This is a genomic window from Streptomyces sp. NPDC058052, assembly GCF_042885515.1.
Lineage (GTDB): Bacteria > Actinomycetota > Actinomycetes > Streptomycetales > Streptomycetaceae > Streptomyces.
Map to the genome: position 1 here is coordinate 37,414 of NZ_JBHVRX010000036.1, position 24,799 is coordinate 62,212.

18 protein-coding genes, 1 tRNA gene and 1 pseudogene are annotated in these 24,799 nt (G+C 72.2%); 12 read left to right on the forward strand and 8 right to left on the reverse strand.

Going from position 1 to position 24,799, the window contains the following annotated elements:
- The first annotated feature begins 11 nt into the window (after positions 1 to 11).
- The 3 genes from ACFVU3_RS33800 to ACFVU3_RS33810 all read left to right on the forward strand — a co-directional run bounded on the left by ACFVU3_RS33800 (position 12) and on the right by ACFVU3_RS33810 (position 4,937).
- Entirely contained in the window at positions 12 to 845 is an 834-nt protein-coding gene (locus ACFVU3_RS33800; RefSeq protein WP_390072364.1) for an LLM class F420-dependent oxidoreductase, read from the forward strand.
- A gap of 63 nt (positions 846 to 908) precedes the next feature.
- Positions 909 to 3,539, forward strand: a complete 2,631-nt coding sequence (locus tag ACFVU3_RS33805) for a bifunctional FO biosynthesis protein CofGH (RefSeq protein ID WP_390072366.1) — start codon at positions 909 to 911, stop codon at positions 3,537 to 3,539.
- A gap of 303 nt (positions 3,540 to 3,842) precedes the next feature.
- Entirely contained in the window at positions 3,843 to 4,937 is a 1,095-nt protein-coding gene (locus tag ACFVU3_RS33810) for an ADP-ribosylglycohydrolase family protein (protein WP_390072368.1), read from the forward strand.
- 25 nt (positions 4,938 to 4,962) lie between these two features.
- On the opposite strand, the gene ACFVU3_RS33815 is transcribed toward ACFVU3_RS33810, so the two are convergent.
- Complete coding sequence (locus tag ACFVU3_RS33815; RefSeq protein ID WP_390072370.1) at positions 4,963 to 5,748, reverse strand: SDR family oxidoreductase; 786 nt, start codon at positions 5,746 to 5,748, stop codon at positions 4,963 to 4,965.
- Between the two features lie 82 nt (positions 5,749 to 5,830).
- On the opposite strand from ACFVU3_RS33815, the gene ACFVU3_RS33820 reads away from it, so the two are divergent.
- On the forward strand, positions 5,831 to 6,655 hold the full coding sequence (locus tag ACFVU3_RS33820; protein ID WP_390072372.1) for a hypothetical protein: 825 nt from the start codon (positions 5,831 to 5,833) through the stop codon (positions 6,653 to 6,655).
- 112 nt (positions 6,656 to 6,767) lie between these two features.
- On the opposite strand, the gene ACFVU3_RS33825 is transcribed toward ACFVU3_RS33820, so the two are convergent.
- The 3 genes from ACFVU3_RS33825 to ACFVU3_RS33835 all read right to left on the reverse strand — a co-directional run bounded on the left by ACFVU3_RS33825 (position 6,768) and on the right by ACFVU3_RS33835 (position 9,147).
- Complete coding sequence (locus tag ACFVU3_RS33825) at positions 6,768 to 6,968, reverse strand: DUF397 domain-containing protein (protein ID WP_169094264.1); 201 nt, start codon at positions 6,966 to 6,968, stop codon at positions 6,768 to 6,770.
- 333 nt (positions 6,969 to 7,301) lie between these two features.
- The gene (locus ACFVU3_RS33830) at positions 7,302 to 8,162 is read right to left on the reverse strand and encodes a helix-turn-helix domain-containing protein (protein WP_390072374.1); all 861 of its coding nucleotides are present in this window, start codon (positions 8,160 to 8,162) and stop codon (positions 7,302 to 7,304) included.
- 286 nt (positions 8,163 to 8,448) lie between these two features.
- Positions 8,449 to 9,147, reverse strand: coding sequence for a GPP34 family phosphoprotein (locus ACFVU3_RS33835; RefSeq protein WP_390072376.1), 699 nt, complete (start codon positions 9,145 to 9,147; stop codon positions 8,449 to 8,451).
- Positions 9,148 to 9,309: 162 nt separating this feature from the next.
- Between ACFVU3_RS33835 and ACFVU3_RS33840 the strand changes: the two genes are divergently transcribed.
- From ACFVU3_RS33840 to lepB, 3 genes are all read left to right on the forward strand, one after another.
- Positions 9,310 to 11,853 carry a serine hydrolase gene (locus ACFVU3_RS33840; protein ID WP_390072378.1) on the forward strand — a complete coding sequence of 848 codons (2,544 nt, stop codon included), beginning with the start codon at positions 9,310 to 9,312 and terminating at the stop codon, positions 11,851 to 11,853.
- 272 nt (positions 11,854 to 12,125) lie between these two features.
- Positions 12,126 to 13,904, forward strand: coding sequence for an MFS transporter (locus tag ACFVU3_RS33845; protein WP_390072380.1), 1,779 nt, complete (start codon positions 12,126 to 12,128; stop codon positions 13,902 to 13,904).
- Between the two features lie 71 nt (positions 13,905 to 13,975).
- The gene (lepB, locus tag ACFVU3_RS33850; protein WP_390072382.1) at positions 13,976 to 14,752 is read left to right on the forward strand and encodes a signal peptidase I; all 777 of its coding nucleotides are present in this window, start codon (positions 13,976 to 13,978) and stop codon (positions 14,750 to 14,752) included.
- Between the two features lie 925 nt (positions 14,753 to 15,677).
- Here lepB and ACFVU3_RS33855 read toward each other — a convergent pair.
- Positions 15,678 to 16,502 carry a DUF6551 family protein gene (locus ACFVU3_RS33855; protein WP_390072385.1) on the reverse strand — a complete coding sequence of 275 codons (825 nt, stop codon included), beginning with the start codon at positions 16,500 to 16,502 and terminating at the stop codon, positions 15,678 to 15,680.
- Between the two features lie 376 nt (positions 16,503 to 16,878).
- On the opposite strand from ACFVU3_RS33855, the pseudogene ACFVU3_RS33860 reads away from it, so the two are divergent.
- Positions 16,879 to 17,301: pseudogene (locus tag ACFVU3_RS33860) on the forward strand (IS5/IS1182 family transposase); the annotation flags it as partial.
- An 82-nt stretch (positions 17,302 to 17,383) separates the two neighbouring features.
- Here the strand turns inward: ACFVU3_RS33860 and ACFVU3_RS33865 are convergent.
- A tRNA-Arg gene (locus ACFVU3_RS33865) sits at positions 17,384 to 17,456 on the reverse strand.
- A gap of 82 nt (positions 17,457 to 17,538) precedes the next feature.
- Here ACFVU3_RS33865 and ACFVU3_RS33870 point away from each other — a divergent pair.
- On the forward strand, positions 17,539 to 19,173 hold the full coding sequence (locus tag ACFVU3_RS33870; protein ID WP_390072388.1) for a class I adenylate-forming enzyme family protein: 1,635 nt from the start codon (positions 17,539 to 17,541) through the stop codon (positions 19,171 to 19,173).
- Positions 19,174 to 19,294: 121 nt separating this feature from the next.
- Here ACFVU3_RS33870 and ACFVU3_RS33875 read toward each other — a convergent pair whose 3' ends face one another.
- On the reverse strand, positions 19,295 to 20,566 hold the full coding sequence (locus ACFVU3_RS33875) for a M6 family metalloprotease domain-containing protein (RefSeq protein ID WP_390072390.1): 1,272 nt from the start codon (positions 20,564 to 20,566) through the stop codon (positions 19,295 to 19,297).
- Between the two features lie 259 nt (positions 20,567 to 20,825).
- Here ACFVU3_RS33875 and ACFVU3_RS33880 point away from each other — a divergent pair, with 259 nt between their 5' ends.
- Both ACFVU3_RS33880 and ACFVU3_RS33885 read left to right on the forward strand, forming a co-directional pair.
- Complete coding sequence (locus ACFVU3_RS33880) at positions 20,826 to 21,500, forward strand: TetR/AcrR family transcriptional regulator (protein ID WP_390072392.1); 675 nt, start codon at positions 20,826 to 20,828, stop codon at positions 21,498 to 21,500.
- A 173-nt stretch (positions 21,501 to 21,673) separates the two neighbouring features.
- Positions 21,674 to 23,215: an MFS transporter gene (locus tag ACFVU3_RS33885; RefSeq protein ID WP_390072394.1), complete on the forward strand. Its 1,542-nt coding sequence runs from the start codon at positions 21,674 to 21,676 to the stop codon at positions 23,213 to 23,215.
- A 91-nt stretch (positions 23,216 to 23,306) separates the two neighbouring features.
- On the opposite strand, the gene ACFVU3_RS33890 is transcribed toward ACFVU3_RS33885, so the two are convergent.
- Positions 23,307 to 23,819: a MarR family winged helix-turn-helix transcriptional regulator gene (locus ACFVU3_RS33890; RefSeq protein ID WP_390072396.1), complete on the reverse strand. Its 513-nt coding sequence runs from the start codon at positions 23,817 to 23,819 to the stop codon at positions 23,307 to 23,309.
- Positions 23,820 to 23,915: 96 nt separating this feature from the next.
- Here ACFVU3_RS33890 and ACFVU3_RS33895 point away from each other — a divergent pair, with 96 nt between their 5' ends.
- Positions 23,916 to 24,710 carry a dioxygenase gene (locus tag ACFVU3_RS33895; protein ID WP_390072399.1) on the forward strand — a complete coding sequence of 265 codons (795 nt, stop codon included), beginning with the start codon at positions 23,916 to 23,918 and terminating at the stop codon, positions 24,708 to 24,710.
- The last annotated feature ends 89 nt before the right edge of the window (positions 24,711 to 24,799 follow it).

A 24,799-nucleotide genomic window follows, 5' to 3' on the forward strand; every position in this document is an offset into this window, starting at 1 on the left:
ACCGTGCCGTCATGCGGATCTCGACCACGATCTTCCTGACCGACGAGACCATCTCGCCCGTGCGGCTCGCCCGCGAGCTGGAGGCGCGCGGCTTCGCCGGGCTCTACCTGCCCGAGCACACCCACATCCCCGTCTCCCGGGAGACGCCCTACCCGGCCGGCGGGGAGCTGCCGCGCGAGTACGCCCGGACGCTGGACCCGTTCGTCGCCCTCGCCCAGGCCGCCGCCGTCACCGAGCGGCTCGCGCTCGGCACCGGCATCACCCTGCTCGCCCAGCACGACCCGATCGCGCTGGCCAAGCAGATCGCCACCCTCGACCACCTCTCCGGCGGCCGCCTCACCCTCGGCATCGGATACGGCTGGAACCGCGAGGAGGCCGCCGACCACGGCGTCGTCTGGTCCACCCGCCGGGAGCTCGTCCGCGACCGGCTGGCGCTCATGCGGGCCCTGTGGGCGCCGGAGCCGACGGCGTACGACGGGGAGCACGGCCACTCCGTGCGCGCCTCGGAGGTCTGGCCCAAGCCGGCCGGCGGGGCGCCGCGGATCCTCCTGGGCGGCGCCGCCGGGCCGAAGCTGTTCGGCGCGGTCGCCGGGCAGACGGACGGCTGGATGCCGATCGGCGGCCGCGGCCTCTCGGAGTCGCTGCCGGTCCTGCGCGCCGCGTGGGAACGGGCCGGCCGCGACCCCGGGCACCTCCAGATCGTCCCCTACGCCGTCCTCCCCACCCCCGGCAAGCTCGCCCACTACGCCGAGCTCGGCTGCGAGGAGACCGTCCTCCAGCTCCCCCCGTCCGGCGAGGCGGAGGTCCTGCGCGTCCTGGACGCGTACGCGGCGTACGTGGGATGACAGGTCCGTGACGAGCCGCGGGGACCCCGCACCCCCCGCGGGCGCCGCTCGTATGCTCGGGGCATGACGGACCACCAGGCCGACGACCGGGCCGACCAGCAGACCGGCGGGCAGACCGCACCCCCGACCAGGAGCGCGATGCGGCGGGCGCTGCGGCGGGCCAGGGACGGGGTCGCGCTCGACGTCGGCGAGGCGGCGGTGCTGCTGCGGGCGCGCGGGGAGGACCTGGCCGAGCTCGTGGCGGTCGCGGGCCGGGTGCGGGACGCCGGGCTGGAGGCCGCCGGGCGGCCCGGGGTGATCACGTACTCGAAGAGCGTGTTCATACCCCTCACCCGTCTCTGCCGGGACAAGTGCCACTACTGCACCTTCGTGACCGTGCCGGGGAAGCTGCGGCGCGAGGGCCACGGCATGTTCCTGTCGCCGGACGAGGTGCTGGACATCGCGCGCAAGGGAGCCGCGCTCGGCTGCAAGGAAGCCCTGATCACCCTCGGCGACAAGCCGGAGGACCGGTGGCCCGAGGCGCGCGAGTGGCTCGACGCCCACGGCTACGACGACACCCTCGCCTACGTACGGGCCATGTCGGTGCGCATCCTGGAGGAGACCGGGCTCCTGCCGCACCTCAACCCGGGCGTGATGTCGTGGACGGACTTCCAGCGGCTCAAGCCGGTGGCGCCGTCGATGGGCATGATGCTGGAGACCACCGCCACCCGGCTGTGGTCCGAGCCCGGCGGCCCGCACTTCGGCTCGCCGGACAAGGAGCCGGCCGTCCGGCTGCGCGTCCTGGAGGACGCCGGCCGCTCCTCCGTCCCCTTCACCTCGGGGCTGCTCCTCGGCATCGGGGAGACGTACGAGGAGCGGGCGGAGTCGCTGTTCGCGCTCCGCCGGACCGCCCGCGCCTACCACGGCATCCAGGAACTGATCATCCAGAACTTCCGGGCCAAGCCGGACACGGCGATGCGCTCGATGCCCGACGCCGAACTCGACGACCTGGTCGCGGCCGTCGCCGTCGCCCGTCTCATCATGGGCCCCTCCGCGTGCCTCCAGGCGCCGCCGAACCTGGTGGACGCCGAGTACGAGCGGCTGATCGCCGCCGGCATCGACGACTGGGGCGGGGTCTCCCCGCTCACCATCGACCACGTCAACCCCGAGCGCCCCTGGCCCCGGATCGACGAGCTTGCCGAGCGCTCCGCCGCCGCCGGCTTCGAGCTGCGCGAACGCCTCTGCGTCTACCCGGAGTTCGTCCGGCGCGGCGAGCCGTGGCTGGACCCCCGGATCATGCCGCACGTGCGCGCCCTCGCCGACCCGGAGACCGGCCTCGCGAACCCGGACGCGGTGGTGCGCGGCCTGCCGTGGCAGGAGCCGGACGAGACCTTCACGGCCGCCGGGACCGGCAGCGGCCGCACCGACCTGCACGCGACCATCGACACCGAGGGCCGGACCGGTGACCGGCGCGCCGACTTCGACGAGGTGTACGGCGACTGGGAGGCGCTGCGGGAGGCCGCGGCGCCCGGCATGGTCCCCGAGCGGATCGACGCCGACGTGCGGGAGGCGCTGGCCGTCGCCGCCGACGACCCGACGAAGCTCACCGACCCGCAGGCCCTGGCCCTCTTCCACGCGGACGGCCCCGCGCTCGACGCGCTGTGCGCGGTCGCGGACGACGTGCGGAAGTCGGTCTCCGGCGACGAGGTGACGTACATCGTCACCCGGAACATCAACTTCACCAACGTCTGCTACACCGGCTGCCGCTTCTGCGCCTTCGCCCAGCGGCGGACGGACGCCGACGCGTACACCCTCTCCCTCGACCAGGTCGCCGACCGCGCCCAGCAGGCGTGGGACGTCGGCGCGGTGGAGGTCTGCATGCAGGGCGGCATCCACCCCGACCTGCCCGGCACCGCGTACTTCGACATCGCCCGGGCGGTGAAGGAGCGCGTCCCCGGCATGCACGTGCACGCCTTCTCGCCGATGGAGGTCGTCAACGGCGCCACCCGCACCGGCCTGTCGATCCGCGAGTGGCTGACCGCGGCGAAGGAGGCCGGGCTCGACTCGATCCCCGGCACGGCCGCCGAGATCCTCGACGACGAGGTCCGCTGGGTGCTGACCAAGGGCAAGCTGCCCGCCGCCACCTGGATCGAGGTGGTCACCACCGCGCACGAGCTGGGCATCCGGTCGTCCTCGACCATGATGTACGGGCACGTGGACCAGCCCCGGCACTGGCTCGGCCACCTCCGCACCCTGGCCTCCATCCAGCAGCGGACCGGCGGCTTCACGGAGTTCGTCACGCTCCCCTTCATCCACACCAACGCGCCCGTCTACCTCGCGGGCATCGCCCGCCCCGGCCCGACGATCCGCGACAACCGCGCGGTGACGGCGATGGCCCGGCTCCTCCTCCACCCGCACATCCCCCACATCCAGACCAGCTGGGTGAAGCTGGGCGCGGAGGGTGCTGCCGCCATGCTGCGCTCCGGTGCGAACGACCTCGGCGGGACGCTGATGGAGGAGACCATCTCCCGCATGGCGGGGTCGAGTTACGGCTCGTACCGCTCCATCCGCGACCTGGAGGCGATCGCCGAGGCCGCCGGCCGCCCGTCCCGCCCCCGCACCACCCTCTACGGCGAGGTCCCGGCCGAGCGGCAGGCCGCCGCCCGTGCCTCGGACGGGCACCTGCCGGAGCTGCTGCCGGTGATCGAGGGCTGACGGGGTCCCCCGGCAGGGGTCTCGGCCCACGAGCGGGCGGCGCCGGAGCGCCCTCGGCCCGTGGGCGCCGGGGCCCACCGGGAGGGCGGCGGCCGGCGCGGCGGAGGAGTGCCTGAGGCGTGTCAGCGGGGCCTGCGGCGGACGGTTCAGGCCAACCGCGAACCTCGGGTGAACTGTGGTCAAAAGCGGCCTGAAGGGCGTCCGATCACATAAGACTCTGACCCCCGAACGACCACACCCGGTCGATTACAGTGCTGCGGAGACCGGTGAGAGAACGGGACCTCGGACGGGGGAGGGCACGTCGTGACCACCACTGCCGCGGCCGTGTGGGGCCGCACCGAACAACAGGACTTCCGCTCGCGTGTCCGCGGCTGTCTGCTCGGCGCCGCCGTCGGCGACGCGTTCGGCGCGGGCGTGCACGAGCGGGCGCTGAAGGAGATCCGCACGGCCCACGGCGAGGCGGGCCTCACGGAACCCCCCGACGGCACCCTGCCCGTCACCGCCGCCACCCAGATGAGCCTTTTCACCGTCGACGGCCTCATCCGCGCCCACGTCCGCCGCGACAGCGGCGTCTGGCACCCGCCCACCGAGGTCCACCGCGCCCATCTGCGCTGGGCCGCCACCCAGCGCGACTGGGGCCCCGACGAACGGCGCCACGACAACGGCTGGCTCGGCCGCCAGGAATGGCTCTACGCCCGCCGCCGGGCACCCCGCGCCTGCCTCACCGGCCTCGGCGACGAACGCCTCGGCACCCTGGACCGGCCCAAGAACCCCGACGCCGGCGACTCCGGCGCGCTCGTCCGCTCCGCCCCCTTCGGCCTCCTCGTCGGCTGGGAGCCGGCGCTCGTCTGCCAGCTGGCCGTCGAGTGCGCCGCCCAGACGCACGGGGCCCCCTCGGCCACGCTCGCCGCCGGCGCGCTCGCCGTCACCGTCCACGGCGTCGCCCGCGGCGCCTCCGTCGAGGCGGCCGCCGCCACGGCCCTGGGTCTGCTGGCCGCCCGCCCCGGCCACGAGCCCGTGACGGAGGCCCTCACCCGCGCCCTCGCGGCCGTCCGCGAAGGCGTCCCCGACGCGGACCGCGTCACCGCCCTCGGCGCCGACGAGGACCGCGCGGAGGGCCAGCTCGCGGCCGCCGTCTACTGCGCCCTCGTCGGCGAGGACGTCCGCCACGGCCTGCGCCTCGCCGCCAACCACGACGGCCCGTCCGCCGTCACCGCCGCCGTCACCGGCGCGCTCCTCGGCGTCCAGCACGGCGAGACGGCCCTCCCGCCCGCCTGGCTGGCGGCGCTCGAAGGCCGCGGCACGGTCCTCGAACTCTCCGACGACCTCGCCATGGAACTCACCCAGGCGGCCACCCTCCACACCCCCACCTGGCACACCCGCTACCCCACCCCGTAGCCCCCGCGTCCCGCCCGGCGCGGCGTCACCGCATCAGTTCGCCCGCGTTCACCAGGAGGGACTGGCCCGTGATCGCCCGCGCGCGCGGAGACGCGAGGAAGGCGACCGCGTCGGCGACGTCGCCGTCGGTCGCGAGGTCGGGGAGGGCCATACGCGAGGTGAGGCGCGTGAGCACCTCCGCCTCGTCCACACCCTCCGTCCGCGCCGTGAAGCGGACGAACGCCTCGACCGGCGGCCCCCACATCCACCCCGGCAGCACTGTGTTGACCCGGATCCGGTCCGGCCCGAGCTCCCGCGCCAGCGAGTACATCGCCGAGGTCAGGGCGCCCTTGGACGCCGCGTACGCCGCCTGCTGCACCTGTGTCGGCGCGGCGACGGCCGACTGCGTGCCGATGAGGACGACGGACCCGCCGCCGCCCGCCCGCAGGGCCGGCAGGCACGCCCGGGTCATCCGCAGCGTGCCGAAGAGGTTGACGTCGAGGACCCCCTGCCAGGTGGCGAAGTCCGCGTCGGCGAGCCCGCCGAAGTACGAGTCCCAGGCGGCGACGTGGACGACCGCGTCGATCCCGCCGAACCGTTCGACGGCGAGCGCGGCGAGCGCCTCGCACTGCGTCTCGTCGGTGATGTCGGTGGCGAGGCGCGCGGTGCGCCCGCCCGCCGGGTCGATCGCGGCCGCGGTCTTGGCCAGGTTGGCCTCGGTGCGGGCGCCGAGGACCGCGTTGCCCCCGTCGCGTACCACCGCCTCCGCGACCCGGTGACCGAGTCCGGTCCCGACGCCCGACACGACGACCGTCTTCCCCTGGAGCAGCATCCGGGTGTCTCCCGCCTCTGGTCACTGATCTGACGGTCCGTCAGAGTAGGTGTCCCGAGCCGCACTGGGAAGGGAGACGGCGATGAGCGACGCCGACACGTACGGGGAACTGGCCGCCACCGGGCCGTACGGGGTCCGCCCCGGCCACGCCCTGATCACCATGGTGGAGCCGCATCCGGGGCACGAGTACGCGTACAACCGCTGGTACGAGGACGACCACTACTACGCCGGCGCGATGGCGATGCCCTGGATGTTCGCGGGCCGCCGCTGGGTCGCCACCCGCGACCTCCAGGAGCTGCGCGTCCCGGAGAAGTCCGCCGTCGCCCAGCCCGTCACCGCCGGCTGCTACCTCTCCACGTACTGGATCACCGACGGCCGCTACGACGCGCACATGAAGTGGACCGTCGCCATCAACAAACGGCTCAACCGCGACGCCCGCGTCTACCACGACCGCACCCACGTCTTCACGTCCTTCCAGGACCACGAGACGACCGTGTACCGGGACGGCGCGGCCGGCCCCCGCGACTTCCACGCCCTCGACCACCCCTACGCGGGTCTGATCCTCCAGGTGGTCGACTGCGCGGGCCCGGAGGAGCGCGCCGCGCTCCTGGAGCGGCTCGCCGCGCGTGACCTTCCGCGCCGGCTCGCGGGCTCCCCGGCGGCGATGGTGACCGTCTTCCGCCCGACGCCGCTGCCCGGCGACCGCATGACGTACGTGAAGCAGGTGGAGGGCGTCGACACCCGCCTCACCCTGCTCTGGTTCCTGGAGCGGGACCCGCGCGACCACTGGGACGAGCACTTCGCCGACCTCGGCGGACTCGCGGGCGACGCGGGCCGGGTGGAGCTGGTCGCGCCGTTCGTCCCGACGGCCCCGGGGACGGACCTCCACGTCGACCGGCTGAGGTGACGGACTTCCGGGACCGCCCGCCGGGCCCCGGACATGAGCGAGCCCTCTCGGCCAGGACGGCGGACCGGACGAGAGGGCGGTGCTACGCGTGGTGCCTGCGGTTCTGCGCGGCTCAGAGAGCCCCGTCGCTGACCTGGCCGACGAAGGCGTTCCACGAGCCCGGTCCGAAAGAGAGGGACGGGCCCTCGGGGGCCTTGGAGTCGCGGACCGCGATGGCGGCGACGGCCGGGGACTTGACCTCGACGCAGGCGCCGTTGCCGCCGGAGTAGGAGGACTTGGTCCAGTTGTCGGTGGCACCCTGGATGATGGCCATGATGTGCACAGCTCCGGTTCTGCCCGAAGGGCGTGAGTGTCGGTGCCGGCGTGATCTCCACCGGCCTGATCGACGCTACTCGCCGGTCCCGAGCGGCGGGACCGGCGTTCACACGACCGGGTGGCATATTCCAACTGAGCTTCCGTCAGCCTGAGTCGGGGGTGTACGGTACCTGCCCCATGTGGTTCAGACCTGTCTGACCTGTCTCCCCCTGCCGGGCCTGTCCGCACCTGCCTGACCTGCCTGACCTGCCTGGCCTTGCGTGACCTGTCTGACGTGCCTGACGTGCGTGACCTGTCTGACGTGCCCGAACCGCCCCGAGTGCCGGGACTGTCAGCCCTGCGCGTACGTCTTGGCGATGTCGGCCACGAACTCCCGCGTCTGCTCCACGCCCAGCGCCTGCGCCCGCAGGTGCTCGTACATGTAGCTGTACTTCGAGACGTCCGGCCCCTTCTCCAGATACAGGTCGCTCGTCACGCCCTCGATGTAGACGACGCTGGAGTCGGCGGCGTCCGGGAACTCCAGGATCGAGTACTGGCCGCTGATGCCCGGGTGCGCGCCCGTGTCGAAGGGCAGCACCTGCACGGTCACGTGCGGCAGCTGGGACTGCTCGACGAGGTGCTCCAGCTGCTCGACCATCACCTGCCGGTTGCCGACGACCCGGCGCAGCGCCGCCTCGTCGATGACCGCCCACAGGCGCAGCGGGCGCTCGTCGTCCCGGATCCGGTCCTGGCGGCGGGTGCGGACGGTGGCCCGCTTCTCGATGTCGGCCGGAGTCGACTCGGGGAGCGCGCCGGAGATGACGGCGGTGGCGTACGCGCGGGTCTGGAGCAGTCCGGGGATGATCTGCGGCTCGTAGACGCGGAGGCTCTGGGCGTCCGTCTCCAGACCGATGTAGACGCTGTACGGGATGTCCCCGAAGGCGTGCCACCAGCCCTGCTGACGCGAGTCCTTGGCCATCTGCATGAGGGAGTTGACCATGGCCTCGTCCTCGACCTCGTACACCCCGCACAGGTCGCGCACATCGCGCTGGCTGATGGAGCGCCGGCCGTTCTCGAGGCGGCTGATCTTGGACTGGGAGACGAGGAGGCGCTCGGCGACCTGCTCGGCCGTCATGCCCTTGCCCTCGCGGAGCTTGCGCAGCTCCTGGCCCAATCGGCGTCGCCTGACGGTGGGGTTGACACTGGACGCCACGGAAACTGCACCTCCGGCTGCTGTCTGCGATGCGTAGCTGTGAGTATCTACTGTTTGGCAGACTGCCACCAAAGGTGTGGCGTGCGCTGGGAAAACGCGACAACGCCCGCGCGGGCGCTCGGATGTGGTGCGGATGTGCGGGGCGCCCGGAGGCGCCCCGCACACCGTGTGCGGCTCCCGGATCGGTACGTGGTGCGCGGCGCGGCCGTACGGACGTGCCGGCGTACGGGTCGTGCCGTGCGTGCGGCGTGCCGGGGGTCCCGGCGGTGCCGCGCCGTGCGCCGCCTCAGTGGGCGGCGGCGCGGGCCATGCTGCCGCGTGGCTGGGCGGGTACGCCCGGGCCGTTCCGGCGCGGCTGTGCGGCCGCGCCGTTCTGGACGTCCATCACGGCGTGCGCGACGAGACCGCCCATGGGGTCGTGCCGGATCAGATCGCGCAGCCGGGACCGCGACGACCGTCCTTCGTTGCCGGGGTACAGGTGCTTGCCGAGTCCGACCGCGTGGGCCAGTGCGGCGAGCGCCGCGGTCCGCGGGTCCGGTGGTACGCCGGTGCGGATCGCACTGTCCAGCCGGGCCCTGATCTCCCGGCTGATCGCCGTGTCCGTCGCCTGGTAGCGAGTCGTCGGCAGCACCCCGCACATCTGGCCCTCCACGGCATGCACCATGCCGCATCGCTCCAGATGCGAGAGATACGTCTGGCGGAGCCCCAGCCGGGGCCCGCCGATCCAGTGGACGGCCCGGACCGGACTGCCGCGCCTGCGCAGCAGTTCCAGTGCGGAGTCCAGAGTCGGATCTCCGGTCGGCCGTGGCATCACCACGGCGATACGATCCCCGTCAGGGGCTATCCGTCCTGCCAGAGCCAGCTCCACTAGCTGTGCTCCGGCAAGGCCCAGATCGAGCGACTGCGGCTGCGCTGTGGTACCCGTGGTCGGGTCCAGAGCGAGCAGCAGAAGCTCCTCCGGAATGGTTCTGCGGCTCCTGCCCATCCATGCCTCCCCGCGTGGATGAATGACAGGGTGACCCCTCTCACATTCATCTGTCGAGAGTGCCTGGATGGTTCGTCCGGGAACCAGTAGGTATGTCGTTCTCGTCTAGCACGGGAGCCAAGGGGTTCACACAGGACACTGGTAGACGGTTCGGACTTACGTATGACGCATGGAGGAGGCACGGTGGCGGGCGAGTCCCCCGACAGGGCGGAGCAGCAGGGGTCGTCGAAGGGGAAGACGACGGCGGCCGCGTCGACGGTTGCTTCCCCGGAGACCCCGGCGTCCGCGGTGTCCGCGCCGGATCGGGTGGACCAGCCGACGGCGGTGTTCAAGACCCTGGCGCCGCGCACCCCGGAGGACGACGCGGAGAAGCCGGGCGAGAAGCCGGCGGAGGCGTCTGCGGAGGAGCCGGCGGAGGAGCCGGCGGAGGATTCGGCGGAGAAGTCGGCGGAGGCGTCGTCCGGGACGGCGGCGGAACGTTCGGCCGCGCCGGAGGGCGACCGTCTGAAGCAGGCCGTGGCGGCGTGGGTCGCGACGGCGGCGACGGACGGGACCGACGACGAGTCCGACGCCGACGCCGACGCCGAGAGCGACAGCGACGCCGCCGCCGAGACCGGGGACGCGTCCGAGGCGTCCGGAGCCCGTGAGGTCTCCGGGGCGCGTGAGGCGTCCGTGACGGCCGAGGAGCCCGCGTCCGCGCCCGAGGGGCCCGCGACGGCCTCCGGGGACGCCGAGGCGTCCGAGGACGCCGCCGAGCCCGCGGAGGCCCCCGCGACGGCCGTCGAGGCGCCGAAGGCCGCCGAGCCGTCGTGGTTCGCCACGAAGAAGTCCGCGGAGTCGAAGCCCGCGGAGTCGAAGCCCGCGGAGTCGAAGTCCGCGGAGTCGAACGCCGGCACGGCGAAGCCCGGGGCCGGCTCCGACTCCGACTCCGAGCCCGAGCCCGAGTCCGAGTCCGCGGCGGGGACCGGGTCCGGCGCCGCGCAGGCGTCCGCGCCGAAGGCCGCCGCGCCCGCGCCCAGGGCCGAGGACCCGGTCGACCAGCCCACCACCATGTTCCGGGCCGTCCGACCGCCGGCCGCGCCCGCCGTGGACCAGCCGACGACCGCGCTCAAGCTGCCGCGCGACCCGGCCGTCTCCGCGGGTTCCGACTCCGACAGCGAGCGGACGAGCACCTTCGTACCGCTGCGTCCGGACATCCCGGCCGACCGGAAGCCGGCCGACGCCGCCGCGCCCGAGCCGGACCCGGACCCGAAGCGGGACCCGAAGCGGGACCAGGCCGCCGCCGGCAAGCCGGCCGCTTCGGCCACCGCGGCGGCTTCGGCCGCCCCGGCCGCCCCGCGGACGTCCGCGCCCGCCCAGGCGAAGCCCGCCGCCCCGGCGCTCGGGGAGCCCGAGCGGACGCGGCAGCAGCCGCTCCCGCCGCTGCCCCCGCTCGACCTGCTGGCCGAGCTGACGAACACCCCGCCGCCGCCGCCGAACGCCTGGCGGACGGCCCTGCGCCGGGTCCGGATCTGGACCCCGCTGGTCCTGCTCCTCCTGATCGTCTTTGCGATCGTGCAGATGGTCCGGCCGCTTCCGGCGCCCGCGCTGAAGCTCTCGGCCTCTCCGACGTACACCTTCGCGGGCGGCCCGCTCCAGATGCCGTGGCCCGGCGAGGGCCAGGGCGCGGTGGAGGTCGAGGGCGTCGGCACCATCGGCACGTACGGGGCGCAGAAGCCGGCGCCGATCGCGTCCGTGACGAAGACGATGACCGCGTACGTGATCCTCCGCGACCATCCGATCAAGGGGAAGCAGAAGGGCCCCGAGATCACCATCGACAAGAAGGCCGCCGAGCAGGCGAAGGCGGCGCACGAGTCGACGGCGCCCGTGACGGAGGGGCAGACCTACACGGAGAAGGAGCTCCTCCAGCTTCTGATGATCCCGTCGGCCAACAACGTGGCCCGGCTGCTCGCGCGCTGGGACGCCGGTTCGGAGCAGGCGTTCGTCGACAAGATGAACGCGGCCGCCAAGGAGCTGGGCATGACCCAGACCCGGTACACCGACCCGTCCGGCCTGCTCGACTCGACCGTCTCGACCCCGAAGGACCAGCTGAAGCTGGCGAAGGCGGTCATGCAGTACGACGTGTTCCGCGAGATCGTGGACATGCCGAACGCCACCATCGAGGGCGTCGGCTACATCGAGAACAACAACAGCCGGCTCCTGCTCAAGCCGGGTGTGAGCGGCATCAAGACCGGCTCCTCCACCCCCGCGGGCGGCAACCTGCTCTGGTCGGCGAACACGGTCGTCGACGGCGAGCCCCGCCGCGTCCTGGGCATCGTGATGGGCGCGCAGAACGCCGAGACGCTCAACAAGAAGCTGGAGCTGTCGCTGGACTACAGCTACGAGCTGATCAAGAAGGCGCAGGACGACGTGACCTCCGCGGCCGTCGTGAAGAAGGGCCAGGTCGTCGGCTACGTCGACGACGGGCTCGGGGGCCGGACCCCCGTCGTCGCGACGAAGGAGATCAAGGCGGTCGGCTGGCCGGGCCTCAAGGTCGCGCTGACGCTGGCCGACGGCGGCAAGGCCGTCCCGCACACCGGCAAGGCCGGGGACGTCGTCGGCACCGTCTCGATCGGCGAGGGCGCCGGGAAGGTCAGCGCCCCGGTGGCGCTGGAGTCCGACCTGGTCGAGCCCGGCTTCGACAAGAAGCTGACCCGGGTCGGCTGACCCGATCGGCCGACGTGAACGGTGGGCGCCCCGGACGACCGGGGCGCCCTGCTGTTAGCGTCTCCGGGGGACGAGACGCGACACGCGGAGCCGCGCGGACGCGAGACGGGCAGAGGGAAGCAGCACGGGAAAGGGCCGCAGTGACCACCGCCGAGCCGACACGCGCGGGCCGCAGCACGGCCGCCGCGCCCCCTCCCGAGCAGGACGCCCCCACCCCGCCCCTCACCCCGCCCCCCACCGCACCCCCCACCTCCGGTTCACCTTCGCGAATAGTGCTTCCGAACCAGCGCACCGCCCCCGAGCGGACCACGACACCGCCTCCGCCACGACGGCGCAAGCGCCGCTACCCCGTCATGGTGGCGACGGCCGTCGCCGCGCTCCTCCACATCCTGTGGTTCTTCTACTTCGCCAACAGCGGCGGCGACCTCGCGGCGCAGGACGCCTGGGCCGAGTTCGTCGGACGGCACCCGGACTCCGCGTACAACCTGGCCTGGTACGGCGGCATGCACCCGGTCTCGTACAGCGTGGTCTCGCCGTACGTGATGTCGCTGCTCGGCGTCCGCTCGACCATGATGATCGCGGGGACGCTCTCCGCCGCCCTGACAGCGCTGATCCTCGTGCGGGTCCCGGCGGTCCGGAACCCGATGGCGTGCTCCCTCGCGGGCGTCTTCGCCTTCCTCTGCAACGCCCTGTCGGGCCGCGTCACCTTCGGGCTCGGCATGATGTTCGCGCTCGGCTCGGTCGCCGCCGTCTTCTGCTGGCCGCACCGCTGGCGCCGCAAGCGCTGGGCGAAGGCCGCCGTGGCGGCGCCGCTCGCCGGGCTCGCGACCGCGTGCAGCCCGGTCGCCGGCCTGTTCCTCGGCGTGATCGCGGCCGCGCTCTTCCTCAACAAGCGGCGCCCCGGCGCGTACGCCATCGGCCTCGCCCCCGTGGCCGTCGTCGCGCTCTCCTCCTGGCTCTTCCCCTTCTCCGGCACCCAGCCGATGGCCTTCGCCTCGACGGCGCTGCCGCTGCTCTTCGGGATCCTCGTCCTCGTCCTCGTACCGAAGGACTGGCGGACCGTCCGCACCGCCGCCGCCTGCTACACCGTCGGCACCTTCCTGACCTGGCTGATCGACTCGCAGATCGGCTCCAACATCTCGCGGCTCCCGATGCTCTTCGCGGGCGTGGCGCTGCTCGCCGCCCTGCCGTACACGCGCCCGCGCTCGCGCCGCTGGTACGCGCTGGTCGTCGCCTTCCTCGGCCTGAACTTCTGGATCGGCTTCAAGGGCGTCGACGACGTGATCCGCACCCGTCCCGACGCCTCCTGGGCCTTCGAGGTGGCGCCGCTGATCAACCAGCTCCAGGTCCGGGAGGCGCGGAAGGCGCGCGTCGAGGTCGTCCCGGCCTCCAGCCACCGCGAGTCCTCGGCGCTCAGCCCCTACATCAACCTGGCGCGCGGCTGGAACCGCCAGGCGGACATGGAACGCAACCCGCTCTTCTACGACGACACCCTCAACGCCGTGAACTACCGCGAGTGGCTCCACCGCTGGTCCGTCCGGTACGTCGTCCTCCCCACCGGCGCCCCCGACTCGGGCGCGGAGCAGGAGGCGGAGCTCGTCGCCGAGGGCCTGCCGTACCTGAACCAGGTGTGGGCCGACGCGAACTGGCGGCTCTACGAGGTCGCCGACGCCACCCCGCTCGCGGACGCCCCGGCCCAGGTCGAGCGCGCCGCCGAGAACGAGGTCGTCCTCCACCTCGACCGCCCGGCCCGGATCAAGATCCGCGTCCCGTACTCGCCCTGGCTGGCGCTGATGGACGAGAACGGCGGCAAGCTGGAGCCCCCGCAGGAGACGGAGGCGTCCAAGCTGGCCCGCGAGGAGTCCGAGACGGAGATCCCCAAGGTCTTCGCCAACGAGAACGGCTGCCTGCTGAAGGCGGAACCGGACGAGGAGGGCGACGAGTGGACCGAGCTGATCGCCCCCAAGGCCGGTACGTACCGGCTGGCGGCCCCCTACAAGCTCTTCCCGCGCGGCACCGCCTGCCCGGACGAGCTCCGCGGCCATCCCTGACGGTCACTCATAAGGAGGGTGAACGCCCGGGAAGGATGCCCTCCACCGGAATCCGGGCCTAGGGTCGTCCCATGCGGCAGGAACCAACTGAATCGGGGACGGCGGACGTGACGGACGCGGGAGACGTGGCGACGGACTTGAGGCCCGAACCCGGGCGCGAGGCGCCGGAGGCCCCCCGCCCGCCGAGACGCCGCCGCCTCTCCCCGTGGGTGGAGTACCCGCTCCTGGCCGCGGTCGCGCTGGTCCTGGCGTTCCTGATCAAGACCTTCCTGGTCCAGGCGTTCCTGATCCCGTCGGGCTCCATGCAGAACACCCTCCAGGAGGACGACCGGGTCCTGGTCGACAAGCTCACCCCCTGGTTCGGCTCGGAGTCCGACCGCGGCGAGGTCGTCGTCTTCCGCGACCCCGCCGACTGGCTGGCGGGCCACGAACTGAAGCCCCCCACCACCACCCAGAAGGTCCTCGGCTTCGTCGGCCTGATGCCCGCCGCCGGCGAGCAGCACCTGATCAAGCGTGTTATCGGCGTCGCCGGCGACACGGTCGAATGCCAGGGCACGGGCCCGGTCAAGCTCAACGGCAAGCCGCTCGACGAGCCCTACGTCTTCGCCGGCAACACCCCCTGCAGCAACGACGCCGGCGGCCAGTTCAAGGTCACCGTCCCCGCCGGCCACCTCTGGGTCATGGGCGACCACCGCCAGCACTCCCAGGACTCCCGCTACCACCAGAACGACGGCCGCGGCGGCATGGTCCCCCTCACCGACGTGGTGGGCCGAGCCATCGTCGTGGCCTGGCCCGTCCCCCACTGGTCGACCCTCCCGGTCCCGGACACCTTCACCACCCAGGACTGACCTCCACCCCCCGGAACCCCGAAGGCCCCCACCACGACGGTGGGGGCCTTCGCGCGGATGCCCGCCGCACCCACCGGGACCCGCCGTGCGACTACCGTGCGCGCATGGTGAGACCGCGGAAGCACTGGCTGGACCACCTGGGAACCCCCGAGACGATCGTTCTGTACCGCACCCCCGAGAGATGGCGCTACGCCGTCTACTTCCTGGAACCCCGAGGCGTTGCGGATGGCCACCTCCCCCACCCCGCCGCCGACCGCACCCCCGCCGAAGTCCAGGCGGCCGCGCACAGGAAGGCCGAGGAGAGCCGGCCGGCCCCCCCTGAAGATCGCCGTGGCACACCAGCGAGAAACCGGATCGGTGGACGGGATCCCTCACAGCCGCCACGACGGAGCCTCCGCCCACTCTCGACCACCGGCTTCAGGAGCTCGATTGAGGGTCCTGCCCGGAGTCGGGCGGCTGCTCGCCGACGGTCCGGCGGTCCGCTACCGACCGCTGTCGTACACCGTCGTCGATGCCGTCCGTGCAGGTCAGGCGGGCCGAGGGACCACGCTCACCGCGCGGCAGTCGTACCCGTCTTGCCGGAACCCCGGGGCGCTGATCGGTCGACAAGGTGCGGAGCCCGCCCAACTCGATGCTGGAGTGGTGGCCTTCGGCACGGACGCGAGCGACGGGAACTCCCAGCAGCACCGGGATCACAGCCGATGCCGATGATCCAGTCGCCGAGGACCCCACCAAGATCAGCGGGGGTCCTCAGCTCTTGTGCCCCGGCAAGACTCAAACCTGCGAGACCCTCCAGGACAGTTCGGGTCGGGGTTTCTGGCCCTCTAACTGTTCGCTGATGTGACGGCCAGACGGAGACGCCAGGGGCGTCTCCGTACAGCGTCGTTGGCAGCAGCCGTGGAGTCAGACCTTCTGAGTCGTACCTTCAGCCGCCGATGTCGATCTTGTGGTTTCGACGTCCCTTGTTCCACACCTCGACGAACAGTCGATAGGCCGCCATCTTGCGAGACCCGGTTCCGTCTGCCTTCGAGCCGAAGCCGGTGGCGAAGCTGCGCGCGTCGCCGATCAACCGTGCTGCCGAGGACCGCTTCTCCACCTTGCGTGCGAACTCGTCTAGTGAGGCGGCGCTGAGAACAAGGTCGCGATGCCGCCCAACGAACTCGCCGAGTCCGCCGATGATGATCCCGTCCCACGTCTCGGCGGTACGTCCGTAGGCGGCTTCCGCGATGGTGAGTACCTCGTCCAAGACCTCAGGGCCGTATTTGTCGGTGATCGCGAGGATCCCCTGCACCGCTCCGATCTGGTTTGAAGAGGTGCTGCCGATCTTGAGCTTGTGTGAGACGAGGACCGATTCGGTATCGACGAACAGCGGGAGCCCAGCTGTGAGCCCGATGCGGTACTCGTCGTGAGCGTTGGTTTTGGCCGCTTCCCTGTTCTTGATCAGGAACAGGGTCGCCTCCTCGGACAGAGTCAGACCTCGGTGTACCTCAGCCACAAGCGTCTCGATGCCGGCGATGAGGCAAGCTTCTCGTCGGTGTTGCCCATCGACAATGTAGAGATCGCCGTTCTGTCGCTGAGAAACGATGATCGACCCGAGCGCATGTGGCTTGATATCGGCGGCAATCGCCTTGGCTCGCGCCGGATTGATCGTTCGCTGGGCTTCAGAGGCGATCTTAAGGTCTGCTGCCACGACCTTCACGCCGTAGTCGACGGGGTGTTCCGGCAGTTCATAGCGGTACTTCTTCGCCATGGGAGGCATCCCTCATTTCTGCGCCGCGCTAAGGGAAGTGACCTGGGTCACGCATGGGAGGGCGGCGCGAAGCTACACAATCAGATTGACTGACGTGCCATCAACTCCGTTGCGCGACCTGCTGCCTCTGCGGCCTCAGGCGGCCATGGGTGCTGTCCTCTATTCGCACTTCGGCGGACCGGTACCCGCAGAGCTGTCTTGGCTATCGCGTCACCTGGACACCCAAGCCGTGGTGTGTGATTTGGTGGGAAGTCGACCGAGTTGGGGGGTTCGCTCAAATGGCACTCAAGGATCTTTATCGCCCTCATTATTTGCTTATGAGGTAATTTCTGATGTATTGGGTGTTGTTAGGGCTGTTGCTCTTTTGCGATCTTGCAAGAGGGACTTCGATAGGAAGCGGAGCATCGTCACCGACACCCACGGCTTGCTTCTTGCCACGCTGGTCACCGCGGCCGGCGTGTAGGAGTTCGTGGCCCGCGCCGCGCTGCTCGATCAGGCTGCTGTCGGCCACCCTTGAGTCCGCGAAGCATAGATCGCCGGCGGCTACTGACAGCACCTCGTGGAGCACGGCGCCGCCACGCTAGCCATCGACATGGAAATTGCCGTCCGCAAGCCCGCGACCAGGGGATTCATACCTGCCCTGAAGCGGTCGGTCGGACCTACGGTTGCCTGATGCAGAACCGCCGACTGGCCCGTGACTACGAGGTCCTGCCCCACCCGCTCCGAAGCTATGGTCCACCTGGCGATGACCAGCCTCATGGCCCGCTCCCTCGCCAACGAGAACACCAGCTCTTGGCGCGGGTCTCGTAGGTGGCACGGGCGTGATCATGCGAAAGGGCCAGCTCCGGGGAAAAGTCCCTGTGAGCTGGCCCTTCGGTTTGTGCCCCCGGCAGGATTCGAACCTGCGACACCCGCTTTAGGAGAGCGGTGCTCTATCCCCTGAGCTACGGAGGCGGGGCGGGGAACAGCCTAGCGGATGGGGGGTTGGGGGGTGGGGTTGTGGGTCAGACTGGGGGGTCGGGTGAGGAGGGTGGTCGTGGGGCGGAGTGGTGGTGTGGGGCGGCTGACCGGGGACGGGGCGCCGTTCGAGGTGCGGGACGGGGTGTATGTCGGGGGGCCCCGGACGCTGCGGGAGTTCGTCGAGGCCGTGTGGGCGTTCGGGGACCGGGCGTTTCTCGTGTCCGAGGGGGAGGTCCTCTCGTACCGGGAGTTCTTCGACGCCTCCTGCGGGCTGGCCCGGCGGCTGGTGGGGGAGTACGGGCTGAAGCGGGGGGACCGGGTCGTCGTCGCGATGCGGAACGTGCCCGAGTGGCAGGTGGCGTTCTGGGCGGCGCAGCTCGCCGGGCTCGTCGCCGTGCCGCTGAACGCGTGGTGGAGCGAGGAGGAGTTCGCGTACGCGCTCGACGACTGCGCCCCGGGGGTGCTGCTCGTCGACGGGGAGCGGGTGCCCCGGGTGCGGGCCTGGGCGCGGCGGGCCGGGGTGCCGGGGATCGTGTTCCGGGGGGAGGCGGAGGCCGGGTTCGCCGCGTACGAGGCCGACGACGATCCGCTGCTCGGGCCGCCCGACGTCGAGGTCGCGGCCGAGGACGACGCGACGATCTTCTACACCTCGGGCACCACCGGGCGGCCCAAGGGGGCCGTCGCCACGCAGCTCGCGCAGGCCGGGGCCGCCGTCCATCCGCGGTACTTCGCCGCCGCGGCCGCGCTCGCGCGGGGGGAGCGGCCGGGCGGCGGCGGGCCCGTCGTGTCGCTGACGACCTTCCCGTTCTTCCACGTGGCCGCCTTCACGTCGCTGTTCGCGGTGATGGCCGGCGGCGGCACGCTGGTCATGATGCGGAAGTGGGATCCCGCCCGCGCCCTGGAGCTGATCCGGGAGCACCGGGTGACCCACTACGCCGGCGTGCCCACCACCGCGCTCCAGCTGCTCGCCCTCGCCCGGGAGACGGGTGATCCGCTGGAGAGCGTGGTGCTGCTGAGCACGGGCGGGGCCGCGGCGCCGCCGGGGATCACCCGGGGGCTCGCGGAGGGGTACGGGGAGCGGATCCAGCCCCGGAACGGGTACGGGCTCACCGAGACCTGCGGCGGCGTGCTCGCCAACGTGGGGGCCGAGTACCGGGACCATCCGGGCAGCGTCGGGCACCCTTCACCCGCCACCGAGGTCCGGATCGAGGGCGCCGGGGACGACGGGGTCGGGGAGCTGTGGCTGCGCGGCCAGTCGCTGTTCCGCGGGTACTGGGGTGATCCGGAGGCGACCCGGGCCGCGTTCGCGCCCGGCGGGTGGTTCCGTACCGGCGATCTCGCCCGGGTGGACGCGGGCGGGCGGGTCTCGATCGTCGACCGGCTGACCGACATGGTGATCCGGGGCGGCGAGAACGTGTACTGCGTGGAGGTGGAGCAGGTGCTCCAGGCGCACCCGGACGTGCGCGACGCGGCCGTCGTCGGCGTGCCGCACCCCCTGCTGGGGGAGGAGGTCGGGGCCGTCGTACGGCTCCGGGCCGGCGCCGCCGTCGACGCGGAGGGGCTGCGGGCGCACGTCGCCGCGCGCCTCGCCGCCTTCAAGGTGCCCGCGCACCTCCTCGTACGGGACGAGGAGCTGCCCCGGAACCAGGCCGGGAAGCTCCTCAAGGGGCCGCTCCGGGAGCTGCTGGCCGCTGCCGCCGCGTCCCCGTGACGCCCGTCCCGCGTCCCCGTGACGCCCTTTCCGTGTCCCTGCCGAGGCGTTCCTCCCAAGAAGCCCCTGCGAGGCAGTCCCGCCGCGTCCCTCCCCGTGGCGTCCCCGTGGCGTCCGTCCGTCAGCCTCTCGTGACCCGGACGCGGAAGGTGCCGTCCGGGTCCTCGTCGAGGACGCCTATGCGGATGCCGTGGGTGCGGTCCGTGAACGTCTCGCCGGGGCGGAAGGGGGCGTCGGAGAGTTCGGCGTGGACGTTGGGGCGGCGGGTGCAGCCGCCGCTGGCGTGGTCGCTGTCGGCGACGGTGACCGGGCCGTGGCCGGTGTCCACGTCGGACTCGACGCGGTAGACGAGGACGCCCGGTTCGCAGACGGCCTCGTCGTTGCCCTCGCGGGTGCGCACCTCGACGGCGTAGCCGGAGGTGTCGGAGAGCGGGACGAAGACGAGTTTGGGGCCGCCCGCGACGGCCAGCGGGGTGAGCAGGTGCTCGCTGGTGCCGGTGGCGGAGGCGCAGCGGATCTGGTCGTTGTCGAGCCAGCCGAGCTTCCACTTGTGCCAGCCGAGGAGGTCGTTGTTGGCCCCCCAGTCCTCGGACATGATGTCCCAGTGGCCGACCGTGCCGCCGCCGTCGGCGGTGTAGAGGTCGGGGAGGCCGAAGACGTGCCCGTTCTCGTGGGGGAGGACGCGGTAGCCGGTCTGCGCGAAGCTGCCCGAGCCGTCGTCCTGGCGGCTGTAGACGAAGGACGTGTTGGCGAGGGGGACGCCGTCGGCGTAGGGCGCGTCGTCGTTGCCGGAGAAGGTGACGGAGAGGACCGTGTCCAGGGCGGAGGGGCCGGCGTTCGGCGTGACCAGGACGTTGACCAGGTCGTAGGCGCTGAAGTCGACCCGCGGGTCGGCCGCCTTCACGATGTCCTCGACGAAGGAGCGGTAGCCCGGCTCGTACGGGGCGCCGCGCTCGATCCCGTACGAGGAGAACGGCTTCGGCATCCGCAGCCAGTCGGGTATCGGCGTCTCGGCCTCGTACTGGAGCCGGCCGTAGGAGCTGACGCGGAACCAGTCGGAGGTCTGCGGGAAGAACTCGCGGAAGCGGGCCTCCGCCGTGCCCTCGCCGCGCGCGTCGGGGAAGTCGACCATGAGGGTGAGGGCGCGGATCCGGCCGGTGGAGCGGGCGTACCCGGGGGCGGTCGGCAGCCCTTCCGACATCTGCACGCCCATGGTGGTGCCGATGCGGCACGGTCCGAGCCGGGTGGTGTCCGGCGCGGCGGCCACCGGGCCGGCCGAGGCCGGGGCGGGCCCGGGGAGCGTGGTGCTCGCCGAGACGAGCACGGTGAGCAGAAGGGCCGAGGTCGCCGCGAGGGCGACCGGTCTGCGTATCCGCCGGCGGGTGTGCTGCATGCGGTCGCCTCTCCGGTCGGGGCCAGGTCAGCGGCGTGGTGCCGTGCGATCAGCCTGTGCGGAGCGGTGCGGGGGCGCGCGCCGGGTGGACCGATCGTGGGTATCCGGCGACGGAACGTGGATGTGATCCAGGTCACATAAGGGCTCGAAATAACCGGGGACTGCTTCCCCGTTTAGGAGAGAGTCCAACGAAGTGGGGACTGTTTCCCCGGATGGCTCCGAACGGCTGAGGAGCCGGAACGGCTGAGGAGGTCGTGGCGTGATCCGCACCGACGGTGAAGCCCCCGAAGGGGCGGGCGAGGCGCCCGCGCGCCGCGTCCCGCGCCCGCGCGCCGACGCGCTGCGCAATCGCGAGCGGCTGGTGACGGCGGCCCGCGAGATGTTCGTCGAGTTCGGCTGCTCCGTGCCGTACGACGAGATCGCGCGCCGGGCCGGCGTCGGCAACGCCACGCTCTACCGGAACTTCCCCGAGCGGCCCGAGCTCGTCCACGAGGTCGTGCTCTCGATCCTCGCCCGGCTCACCGGGCGGGCCGAGCGGGCGGCCGCCGAGGAGGCCGACACCTTCGCCGCGCTGAGCCGCTTCGCGCACGACGCCGCCGACGAGCGGGTCGGCGCGCTCTGCCCGATGCTCGACGGCACCTTCGACAAGGACCACCCCGACCTGGTCGTCGAGCGCGAGCGCCTGGAGGAGGCCGTCGAGGGCCTCGTCCGGCGGGCGCGGGAGGCCGGCCGGCTCCGTCCCGACATCGGCGTCGGCGACCTGATGGTCGGCGTCTCCCAGCTGACCCGGCCGCTGCCGGGCACCGGCTGCGACGACTTCGCCCCCTTCGTCCACCGGCATCTCCAGCTCTTCCTCGACGGCCTGGAGGCGCCCGCCCGATCCGTACTGCCGGGGGCGGCCGTGACCCTGGGGGCCCTGAGACGCGACGCGTGACGGCGGTCCCCCGCCCCTGACATCCCCGGGCGGCCCGGCATCCCGGGCGGTACCGGCATCCCGAGCGGCCCCGGGCCCTGAGCGTCCCTTCTTTCGCTCTTCTCCGGTCTTCTTCGTTCTTCTCCGATCTTCTTAGTTTTTCTTCACTTTCGCACCAAGAGGTGGCTTCCCCCATGCCCAAAACAGCCGAGACCATCCGGTCGACGGCCGGCTCCCAGCCCGACCCCGGTCGCTGGAAGGCCCTCGTCTTCATCGCCCTCGCCCAGCTGATGGTCGTGCTCGACGCGACCATCGTGAACATCGCCCTTCCCTCCGCCCAGCAGGACCTCGGCATCTCGGACGGCAACCGGCAGTGGGTCATCACGGCCTACGCCCTCGCCTTCGGCGGTCTGCTGCTCTTCGGCGGACGCATCGCCGACCTCTGGGGCCGCAAGCGCACCTTCGTCGTCGGCCTGATCGGCTTCGCCGCCGCCTCCGCCCTCGGCGGTGCCGCCACCGGCGAGGCCATGATGCTCGGGGCCCGCGCGCTCCAGGGCGCCTTCGGCGCACTGCTCGCGCCCGCCGCGCTCTCGCTGCTCGCGGTGACCTTCACCGACGCCAAGGAGCGCGCCAAGGCGTTCGGCATCTACGGCGCGATCGCCGGTGGCGGCGGCGCCGTGGGCCTGATCCTCGGCGGCTTCCTCACCGAGTACCTGAACTGGCGCTGGACCTTCTTCGTCAACATCCCGTTCGCGATCGTCGCCGCCGCCGGCGCGTACCTGGTGATCCGCGAGCCGGCCGGCGGCCGCAACCGCTCCGCGCTCGACATCCCCGGCGTGATCCTCTCGACCCTGGGTCTGGTCGCGCTCGTGTACGGCTTCACCCGCGCCGAGTCCGAGGGCTGGAGCGACGCCGGCACGATCGGCATGTTCGTGAGCTCCGTGGTGCTGCTCGGCGCCTTCGTGCTCGTCGAGGCGAAGGTGAAGAACCCGCTGCTGCCGCTGCGCGTCCTCACCGACCGCAACCGCGGCGGCGTCTACCTCTCGCTCGGCCTCGCCGTCATCGCGATGTTCGGCCTCTTCCTCTTCCTGACCTACTACCTCCAGGTCGTGAAGGGCTACTCGCCGGTCATGACGGGCTTCGCGTTCCTGCCCATGATCGCGGGCATGATCATCGGCTCGACCCAGATCGGTACGCGGCTGATGACCCGGGTCCCGCCGCGGCTGCTCATGGCCCCCGGCTTCCTGACCGCCGCCGTCGGCATGCTGCTCCTGACGCAGCTGGAGGTCGGCACCTCGTACGCCGGGCTGATCCTGCCGGCGCAGCTGCTGCTCGGCCTCGGCATGGGCACCGCGTTCATGCCGGCCATGTCGCTTGCCACGCACGGCGTGGACCCGAAGGACGCCGGAGTGGCCTCCGCGATGGTGAACACCTCGCAGCAGGTCGGCGGCGCCATCGGTACGGCCCTGCTGAACACGATCGCCGCCTCGGCGACGACCGCGTACCTCGTCGACCACGCCGCGGGCGCGACCACCCCGGCCGCCCAGAAGCTGCTCCAGCTCCAGGGCATGGTCGAGGGCTACACCGCCGCGATCTGGTGGGCGGTCGGCATCCTGGCCGTCTCCGCGGCCATCGCGGCCGTGCTGATCACCACCGGGAAGCCGGACACGGGCGTGGTCGCCGGTTCCGGCACGGGGGCCGAGGACGAGGTGAAGGTGCCGGTCGTCGCGCACTGAGTCCGTACGCCCCGGCCCGCCCCTCCTGCCCTGGTTCCGCTCAGCGGAGCCAGGGCGGGTTCGCGTCCGGGCCCGACGGCCCTGGTTCCGCTCAGCGGAGCCAGGGCAGGTCCGCGTCCGGGCCCGACGGCTCCAGGCCCTCCGCCATCAGCCGCATGATGGTGCCGAGCTGTTCGACCTGCTCGGGGGAGAGCCGGTCGAACATCGCCTGCCGCACCGCCGCCACGTGTCCGGGCGCGGTCCGCCGCAGCACGTCCATGCCCTCCTCCGTGAGCTGGGCGAACTGGCCGCGCTTGTCGGAGGGGCACTCCTCGCGCCGCACCCAGCCGTTCTTCTCCAGGCGGGCGACGGCGTGCGAGAGCCGGGACCGGGTGATCTTGGCGCTCTTCGCGAGCTCGGTCATGCGGAGCCGGCGGCGCGGGGCCTGGGAGAGCTGGACGAGGAGGCCGTAGTAGACGTGCGGCATCCCCGCGTCGCGCTGCAACTGGCGGTCGAGGTGATCCTCCAGGAGCGTGGTGGCGTGGAGGTACGAGCGCCAGACGCGCTGTTCGCCGTCGCTGAGCCAGCGCGGTTCGGGTTCGGTCCTGTCTCCCATGACACCCATCGTACGACCCGTTCTTGAAAGTTGAACTATGTAGGTTTAGGCTGCACTCATCAGCTTGAAGTTTCAAGAAGTTCTGCCGGAGGAGGAGTCGTCGCCATGGTCGCCACGCAGGAACGGATGCCCGCGCTCTACCTGTCCCACGGCGCCCCGCCGCTCGCCGACGACCCCGTCTGGCCCGGCGAGCTCGCCGCCTGGTCGGCCGGGCTGCCCCGCCCCAAGGCGATCCTCATGGTCTCCGCCCACTGGGAGGAGGCCCCGCTCGCCCTCGGCGCCACCGAGACGATCCCCCTCGTGTACGACTTCTGGGGCTTCCCCGAGCACTACTACCGGGTCCGGTACGACGCCCCCGGCGCGCCCGCGCTCGCCGAGTCCGTCCGCAAGCTGCTGCGCTCGCCCGGCACCCCCGTGCAGGACATCCCCGACCGGGGCCTCGACCACGGCGCGTACGTGCCGCTCGTCGAGATGTACCCGGGCGCCGACATCCCGGTGCTCCAGATCTCCATGCCCACCCTGGACCCGCGCCGGCTCATGGACATCGGCCGCAAGCTCGCCCCGCTGCGCGACGAGGGCGTGCTGATCGTCGGCAGCGGCTTCTTCACCCACAACCTCGCGGCCCTCCGGCACACCGGCGGCGGCGTGCCGGGCTGGTCCGCCGAGTTCGACGCCTGGGGGAACGAGGCCCTCGCCGCCCAGGACGTCGACGCCCTGCTCGACTTCGAGCACAAGTCCCCGGCCGGCCGCCTCGCCCACCCGCGCACGGAGCACTTCGCACCCCTCTTCGTCACCATGGGCGCGGCGGACGCCGCCGGCGACCTCGACACCGAGCGGTCCGTCATCGACGGCTTCTGGATGGGCCTCGCGAAGCGCTCGGTGCAGTTCGGCCGAGACTGAGCGGATGCGTGGAGAGCGGCGCTATCCGTACGCGGTGGGGCCGGGGTGCGTGGAGAGCGGTGCTGTCCGTGCGCGGGTGGGACCGGGGT